The following is a 6,900-nucleotide window of genomic DNA, read 5'->3' on the forward strand; positions in this document are numbered from 1 at the left end:
CAGCAGGCCAGCCGGATCCGCCAGGAATGGCTCGACCACGCCCTGTCCACGCAGCCGGCTGACAAGCCGACCGCCGAACGCTGCCTGACCGCCATCTACGCCAGGGCATCGCGGCCCCGACCCCGGTTCGAATGGGTCGACTCGCCAGACAAGGCGCGCCCCCTGATCACCGGCTGGCCCACCCTCGATCAACTCTACGAGCGCATCCGGGACCCCCGGCCGCGCGGGACACCACCGCTGGCAAGCGACATCGCCATGATCACCTCTCAGCTGCGCGGCGCGCTGAGCGCGGGCGTCACGCACACCGACCCCGAAGTGTCACCCGTGCGCACGAGCAAGACCAAGGAACCATGGCCCGAACTGGCGCCGCTGCAGGCGCTCGACAGCGGCGTTCCGCTCGCTGTCGTGCTGCACCAAGGCGTACGCACGGCATTGCACCGCAGCCTCGCGCACGGGTACTACCTACCCGTGCGTGCGGCCCTCGCGGGCGACGGCCCGGTACCCGTGTGCTGGTACGGGCAGCAGGACACGTCATGGATCGCCTACTACGACGTGCTGCATCGACTCGGCCTTGCCCGGTACGGGCCGGACGAGGCCGAACACCTCAACGCCTGGGCCGGCCTGGCCCGCTCCTGCGGCTGGTGGTGGCCCGGCGAGGACGTCTGCGTCGTGGTGGACCGGCCCCAAGCGATACGAACCGAGCCGATCCCCGGAGCAGTGCACGACCAGATCCGACTGCAACCTCACGGCCTGCGCTACCGCGACGGCTGGCAACCACTCCTGAGCAGGTGACCTGAGTCTGAAGCCGGCCGGGACGGGGCACCGCCAGTCTCGGCCGGCCCGCTCTACACTCTGAAACCTCAGAACGAAGTCCAACAGGACAGCCATTCCCCAGCAGAGAGCCGTTTGCGGTACGGTCCGCGTCACGAAAGCTCGTGAGCGCGGAGAAGTACACCGCCGATCGAATGGGGACCGCTGCGTGGGAATGGTGTTTATCGGGCGCAGGTTGTCGGCCGAGGAACTGGCGGCGGTACGCGCCGACCCGACAGCGGTCGACGCGCTGCTCTACGGCGACCTCGACGACGACGAGGCCGAAATGCCCGAGCCAGAGCTGGATCTGGACAAGTCATGGCACGGCATCCACTACCTACTCACCGGCACTGACTGGCAGATCGGTGAAGGCGCCGGCGCAGCGATCCTCGGCGGTGCCGAGATCGGCCAGGACGGCGGATACGGCCCCCCTCGGCTGCTCGACAAGGACACCGTCCGCGCGGTGGCCACCGCGCTCAACGCGCTGGACGTGGACGTGCTGCGCGCCCGCTTCGACCCAGACGCCATGACCGCAGCCGAGATCTACCCGGACATCTGGACCAACGGCACCGACGAGCTCGACTATCTCATGTCGCACTACGCCGAATTGCGCCGGTTCTACCATGCCGCAGCCGCGAACGGCCAAGCCGTGCTGCTGGCCATCACCTGACGTTGACGCCCGGCTGCCCTCGATCGCCGACAGCGGCCGGAGTCCCACAGCATGCGTACGGACCACACCTGCGGCAGCCCATCCTCGGTCAGCACAATCGTCACCGGAACCTCACGCGACAGCGACTCCTCGGTGCTGTCCCGCAATATTCGGTGCACCGAGCATCCGCACGACGGCTGCAGCGGATCCGGGCACCGGGCAAGAACCGCCTTCAACCGCTGAACCCCGTCAACGGCGACCGGCCACGACCAGTCCATGTCCCACGGCTCCTTCCAGGGCTGCCGGAAGGAGGGCCTACGAAACCAGTAGGTGTTGGAGTCGTCGATGGCGTCGCGATTCGGCCGCTTACTGCTTTGACCTGCTCGAGCGGGTGCGCCACGAGGCCTTGGGTCAGTCGTATGACGGTAGGACTTGTCGGGGGCCCCGGGTCCGGCACTTCACCTCCTCGGGCTCGCCCAACCCAGGATGTACGTAGTCAACTACCAAGCGCAACCATCTGGCGGAAGATGGATGTCGATCGACATGAACCTGTCCGACGTGGAGCGCGCGGTCGGCGACGCTTCGCCCTATGTCAGAGTGGGGCCTCGACACCGGGTCCCAGCATCAGAGCCCGGCAAGGGTGAGGAGGCGCGCCATGTCGGTCACGGGGAGGGATGGCGAACTGGCAGCTGCTCGGGCGACCCAGTCGGATTGGTCCGCCAGCAAGGTGATCAGCGAGGGTGTCGGCAGGCGCGGATGAGCAGCGACGGCGCGGCGCACCCAACTTTCGGGATCGGCGGCCAACTGCTCGGCCAACTCTGGAGCAAGGTCTGGGTCCCGGGGAGCGAGGCAGCGCATCCTCGGGTCCGGATCGGTCGCGAACCGGCGAAGCGTCTGCGGGGGGAAGGTGAAGTCGTCGGCGGGACGCCACTTTGTCTTCTTGTCCGGCCGGTAGTCACGGTCTATGCGCTGGGCGGTGGCAGGATCGACCAGGTGGGAAGCGTGCCTGGCCATGGTCGTGCGGACGATACTCTCGTCGTCGTTGAGCAACCGCGTGACGGCCTCCGCTGGCAGTGATCGGCTGCGAGCCGCGGAGCTTCGGAAGCAGACGTAGGGAGAGGACACGTACGGCATGGAGTCGGCGGTGACCCAGGTCAGGTGCAGGTTTCTCAGCTCGGTGACGGCGATGGAGTCTTCGACCTTCCGCAGGAATGCCGCGTCGTCCAGGTCGGAGTCCAGCAGATCGGTCAACGGCGCAGTGGCCTGCTGGATCTCGGAGTAGATGCGGCGTCGCAGCGGCTCGGGCGTGTCGGGCCGGGCGAAGATGGCGACTCTCACGGATGCGCTGGCATCCTCGCCGAGTCGGTCGCGCAGGTCCGGGGGAAGCTGTGGATGCTGCGCCACCTGTCGCCGTACCTCGTCGTCCGGGTCGTCCGATAGCCGTAAGGCCGTTTCGGCGGTCAGATGCAGATGCCGCACCACTCCCGCCCGGGTCACCGGATCGTCAAGCAGGCCAGGAATCAGATCGGCCGGCGGGACCGGGTGGGGTAGCCGTCGGTAGTACGTGGCGCAGGCGGCGGCGCGGACTTGATCGAGCGGGTCGGTCAGCAGGGTCCGCCGTACGTGTTCCGGGGCTTGTGGCCACCACTGGGCGAGCGAGGCCCGGACCTCGGGATCGGGGTCACGCGCCAGGCGAGCACGAAGGTCCGCGGGCATGTGGTCGCTCTCGGCGAGCTGCTGACGCACCCGCGTGTCCGGGTCGTCGATCAGTCGGGCGAACATCTCCCGGGGCGCGTCGCGGCTTCCGACGACGAGAGCCGTACGGATTGCCGGATCTGAATGCTCGGCAAGCCGTATCCGGACGGGGTTCGGCAGATGAGGATTGAGTGCCAGTGAGTGCAGCAACCAGTGGTAGTCCGTGGCAATGATCTCGGCGATCAAATTGACGGTCAGATCCGCCCGCTTGGCTACCTGGCCGAACCCTCGACGGTAGGCCAGCAGCCGACGGATCAGCTCCAGCGGCAACGCCGGATTCTCAGCAAGACCATCCAGGACTGCGGCGAGGTGAACCGGCGCCGGGGCAGTGTCAGACATAGCCGCAAGCCACTCCCCCGGGATCCCATCGCCGCCACGAGTCTCGCATCGCCACACCACCGAAATCTCACCATGGCCCGCGACGTGCCAGCCGCTTCTACAGGTCTCCGACCACGCCCATCGTGGCGAACCGCTCGACCGTGTCACGTAGCCGGTCGAGAAAGCCGGCCAGATTCCCTGCCACCACGTCGAACCGTGGGTCATCGCTGCGGTAGACACCGGCGACGATCTCGCCGGCAGGAAGCCGGTACACCGGCGAGCCGGTCACCGCGTCCACCGCGAACAGGGTGCCGCCGCCATCACTGGCGAACACGACCACATCCGCGGTGAAGCTCCCCCGGATAGCCGTCACCTCCCGGCGCGCGACCAGGCCGGGTTCGTCGATGAAGTAGCCGTTTCCTACGTCCGGCAGGCTCGCCTCGCGCACCTGCCGGTACCACACGAGCAGGTCACCGGGCAGACGCATGCCCGCGAGCGAGGCGAGTTCCTCCTCCCCCGCCGGGCCGCCGACCGTATGCCGGCCCGGCGGATAACCAAACCGGACTTCGAATCCCGGCAGCAGCCGGTCCAGGCACGCGGTCACGTCCTCGCGCCAGCGCCGGATGTACGCCACGTTTACCATCAGCAGCCCGTTCAGCACCGGCCCGACGCACCGACAGCTGCCGCCCTGTCTCCGCCGCCGATCATCCGATGGCCCAGGAGGCCACGTGCACGCCACAGTGCAGGCACCGGAGCAGGTACGTCGTCCACGCGCGATTGTCGCTGAAGTCAGGTCCAGGCGTGATCGAGAGCCAGCGCAAGCCTCCTGGCCCATTGCTCGGCGGTGCCCGAAATTCCGGGGCACTCGTCGGTGAAGTTGGTCCAGTCGACCTGCCAGGACAGCACGGTTTCGGCCGTGAAGTTGTCGGCTTCGGCGCGGAGCTCCGGTCGCATGAGCTGGCGGACGAGGGCTTGGTCGACAGTGGTGTGTTCGGCGAGCAGGACCGCGTCGTAGAGGTCTTTGCCTTGCGGGTACATGTCGGTGGCCAGCCACAGCAGCTTCCACGCCAGCGCCAGCGAGGCGGGCGCGGCCAGTAACGGCTCGTCGACGTCGGGCAGTGTCAGCACCTCTGGTGGGAGGGAAAGCTTTTCACCGAAGACGATGTCGATCTGTACGTGGCCGTCCGGTGCCTCCGGTGTGCTGAACGGGATCACGAGTCGGCGCCCGTCAGCTCGTTCGTACGTCCAGATGGCGGACTCGGTGATCAGGTCTGGGTGCAGGCCGGCGCCGGGTGCGGTTCGGACGGCGGTCTTGATGTCATTGAGGAGGGTGCGGGCGTCAGCGCTGTCGCTGGTGATGGTGTGCGGAGTGACGACGAAGTCGAGGTCGCCCGGCTCGCGGGCGGCGTCACCGACCCAGGCCGCCATGGTTACGCTGCCGCGCACGACCAGATGCTGGCCCCAGGCCGTTGCGGCGATGGCCGTCAAGACGTGATTCATTGCGGCGCGTCGGGCGTTGCTCCACCGCTGGCCGGTGGCCGCCACGAGGAAGTCGGGCTCGCCGGCGCGGTAGGCGTTCGGGTACTGCTTGAGGGCAGGGTCGAACGCCGCCCTCTGCCGGACGGTCGGGCTGGCGGGCAGCGGCCGGTAGGTCGGCGGGTAGTCCAGGGAGCCAGCCGGCGCGGACCTCATCCTGTTCTCACGCTCCAGCGCCCAACCGCTCGCACTCGGCTGGGGCGAGTCCAGCCAACCCTGGTCGTGCTGGAGGTCGCTGTCGGAGACGACGTACTCCTGCTCCACCGTCGTGGGCTCGTGGCCCCCTGCCCGGAGGGTCTCGACGAGCTCGTCCAGCCGCCGCCTGGCCGTGGCGAGCCCGACACCGTGGCAGCGCTGGTTGACGAACCGCTCCTGCGCGCCGCCCGTCAACTCCCGGCGGGCATTACGTGACAGCCGCGCCCCGTGCGGCGCGACCAGATCGGTGAGACCCACCAGATCTGCCACCGCCGTGCTGGGTAGCAGCAGTTTGACGTGATGCTCGAAATACCGGCCACCCGGCTCGACCGCCGCCTGCTCATCCGACTGCGGTACACCGACACACCACGGCGCCGCCTCGACCTTTGAACGGCACGGGGATATCCCTGCCTCGCGCAGCTCGCGTTGCCAACGCTGTACCGCGGCGTGCTGGTCGGTCAGGGTGCCTTGGCCGGTCAGGGTGAGCATCGGTTGAGAGACGTACGCGCCACGGTCAAGCACGATGTGGACGAACTTCACGCCATGTTGGGTGGCGAACGCCGACAGCTTCTCGGCGTGATGAGCGTGAGCCGTAATGTGGATCTCGAAGTCCCCCGACACCTCAAGCACCGCCGGAGTCTATGGCACAGCCATCAGGCCGGGACACGCGATTCCCGCGCAGCATGACCTGGCTTTTGCCAGCGCCGCCACAGAGCCGCGGTTCGGAACGCGGGCGTACAGGGCATCGCGGCGGGCGCGGCGGTGAGATCCTGGGCGGCATGACAGACCTCGACGCCAAGGCGAATCTCCAGCGGTACCTACGGGAGGCGCGCGAGGCGCTGCTCGGGAAGCTCGACGGGCTGTCGGAGTACGACGTACGGCGCCCGCTCGTGCCGACCGGGACGAACCTGCTCGGGCTGATCAAGCACGTGGCCTCGGTGACGGCCGGGTATTTCGGCGAGGTGTTCGACCGCCCCTTCCCCGAACCCGTCGCGGGCCCGGACGAAGACGCCGAGCCGAACACGGACATGTGGGCCGCAGCCGACGAGTCCCGCGACGACATCATCGGCCTGTGGCACCGAGTCTGGGCACACGCGGACGCCACGATCGAGACGCTCCCGATCGACGCGCCTGGCTCGGTGCGGTGGTGGCAACACACGCCGGTGACGCTGCACCTCATCCTCGTGCACGTGCTCGCCGAGCTGAACCGGCACGCCGGGCACGCCGACATCGTGCGCGAACTGGTCGACGGCCAGGTCGGCTGGCGGCGGCCCGGCGACAGCGTGGTCGAGGGCGACGAGGCGTGGTGGGCCACCTACCGCGAGCGGCTGGAATCCACCGCGCGCGAGTTCGCCTGAGGACGCGGTATTCGTGGCCAGGGCCCTCTTGGCGCCGGGGTGCGCGGACTTGGGTCCGGATCAGGATTCCGATCGCCGGCCATCTTCGCGCCCATGGATGGATCGAACAGGCCTCGCCCGTCGTGCGATACGACCATGAGGATGTCTGCGCCGCTCGCCGGATTCGCCGCGAAGCCGACGCCCAGCAGCCCTCCACGCCGGCCCGCATCCGAACCGCGCCCACGCCACCTGGGGACGGCACCTGCACCGCCCGTCCGGCGCCGACCCGGCACGTAACCG

General features: G+C 68.4%; 6 protein-coding genes. 3 read left to right on the forward strand and 3 right to left on the reverse strand.

The features are described 5' to 3' along the window. Both ACL02O_RS33230 and ACL02O_RS33235 read left to right on the forward strand, forming a co-directional pair. On the forward strand, nt 1-792 hold a 792-nt coding region (locus tag ACL02O_RS33230), incomplete at its 5' end, for a DUF6745 domain-containing protein (protein ID WP_412822144.1). Nucleotides 793-985: 193 nt separating this feature from the next. Beyond that, on the forward strand, nt 986-1,480 hold the full coding sequence (locus ACL02O_RS33235; protein WP_412822149.1) for a YfbM family protein: 495 nt from the start codon (nt 986-988) through the stop codon (nt 1,478-1,480). A 603-nt stretch (nt 1,481-2,083) separates the two neighbouring features. Here ACL02O_RS33235 and ACL02O_RS33240 read toward each other — a convergent pair. From ACL02O_RS33240 to ACL02O_RS33250, 3 genes are all read right to left on the reverse strand, one after another. Beyond that, nucleotides 2,084-3,484: a hypothetical protein gene (locus ACL02O_RS33240; protein WP_412822145.1), complete on the reverse strand. Its 1,401-nt coding sequence runs from the start codon at nt 3,482-3,484 to the stop codon at nt 2,084-2,086. A 166-nt stretch (nt 3,485-3,650) separates the two neighbouring features. Beyond that, nucleotides 3,651-4,193, reverse strand: coding sequence for an SMI1/KNR4 family protein (locus tag ACL02O_RS33245; RefSeq protein ID WP_412822146.1), 543 nt, complete (start codon nt 4,191-4,193; stop codon nt 3,651-3,653). A 128-nt stretch (nt 4,194-4,321) separates the two neighbouring features. Beyond that, nucleotides 4,322-5,893: a nucleotidyl transferase AbiEii/AbiGii toxin family protein gene (locus tag ACL02O_RS33250; protein WP_412822147.1), complete on the reverse strand. Its 1,572-nt coding sequence runs from the start codon at nt 5,891-5,893 to the stop codon at nt 4,322-4,324. 149 nt (nt 5,894-6,042) lie between these two features. On the opposite strand from ACL02O_RS33250, the gene ACL02O_RS33255 reads away from it, so the two are divergent. After that, nucleotides 6,043-6,621: a DinB family protein gene (locus ACL02O_RS33255; protein ID WP_412822148.1), complete on the forward strand. Its 579-nt coding sequence runs from the start codon at nt 6,043-6,045 to the stop codon at nt 6,619-6,621. The last annotated feature ends 279 nt before the right edge of the window (nt 6,622-6,900 follow it).

This window comes from Micromonospora mangrovicola, assembly GCF_047200535.1.
Classification (GTDB): Bacteria; Actinomycetota; Actinomycetes; order Mycobacteriales; family Micromonosporaceae; genus Micromonospora.

What these genes read in the sequence shown, in the direction of transcription:
- ACL02O_RS33235 (WP_412822149.1), top strand. Translation starts at nt 986, where the DNA reads ATGGTGTTTATCGGGCGCAGGTTGTCGGCCGAGGAACTGGCGGCGGTA.
- ACL02O_RS33255 (WP_412822148.1), top strand. Translation starts at nt 6,043, where the DNA reads ATGACAGACCTCGACGCCAAGGCGAATCTCCAGCGGTACCTACGGGAG.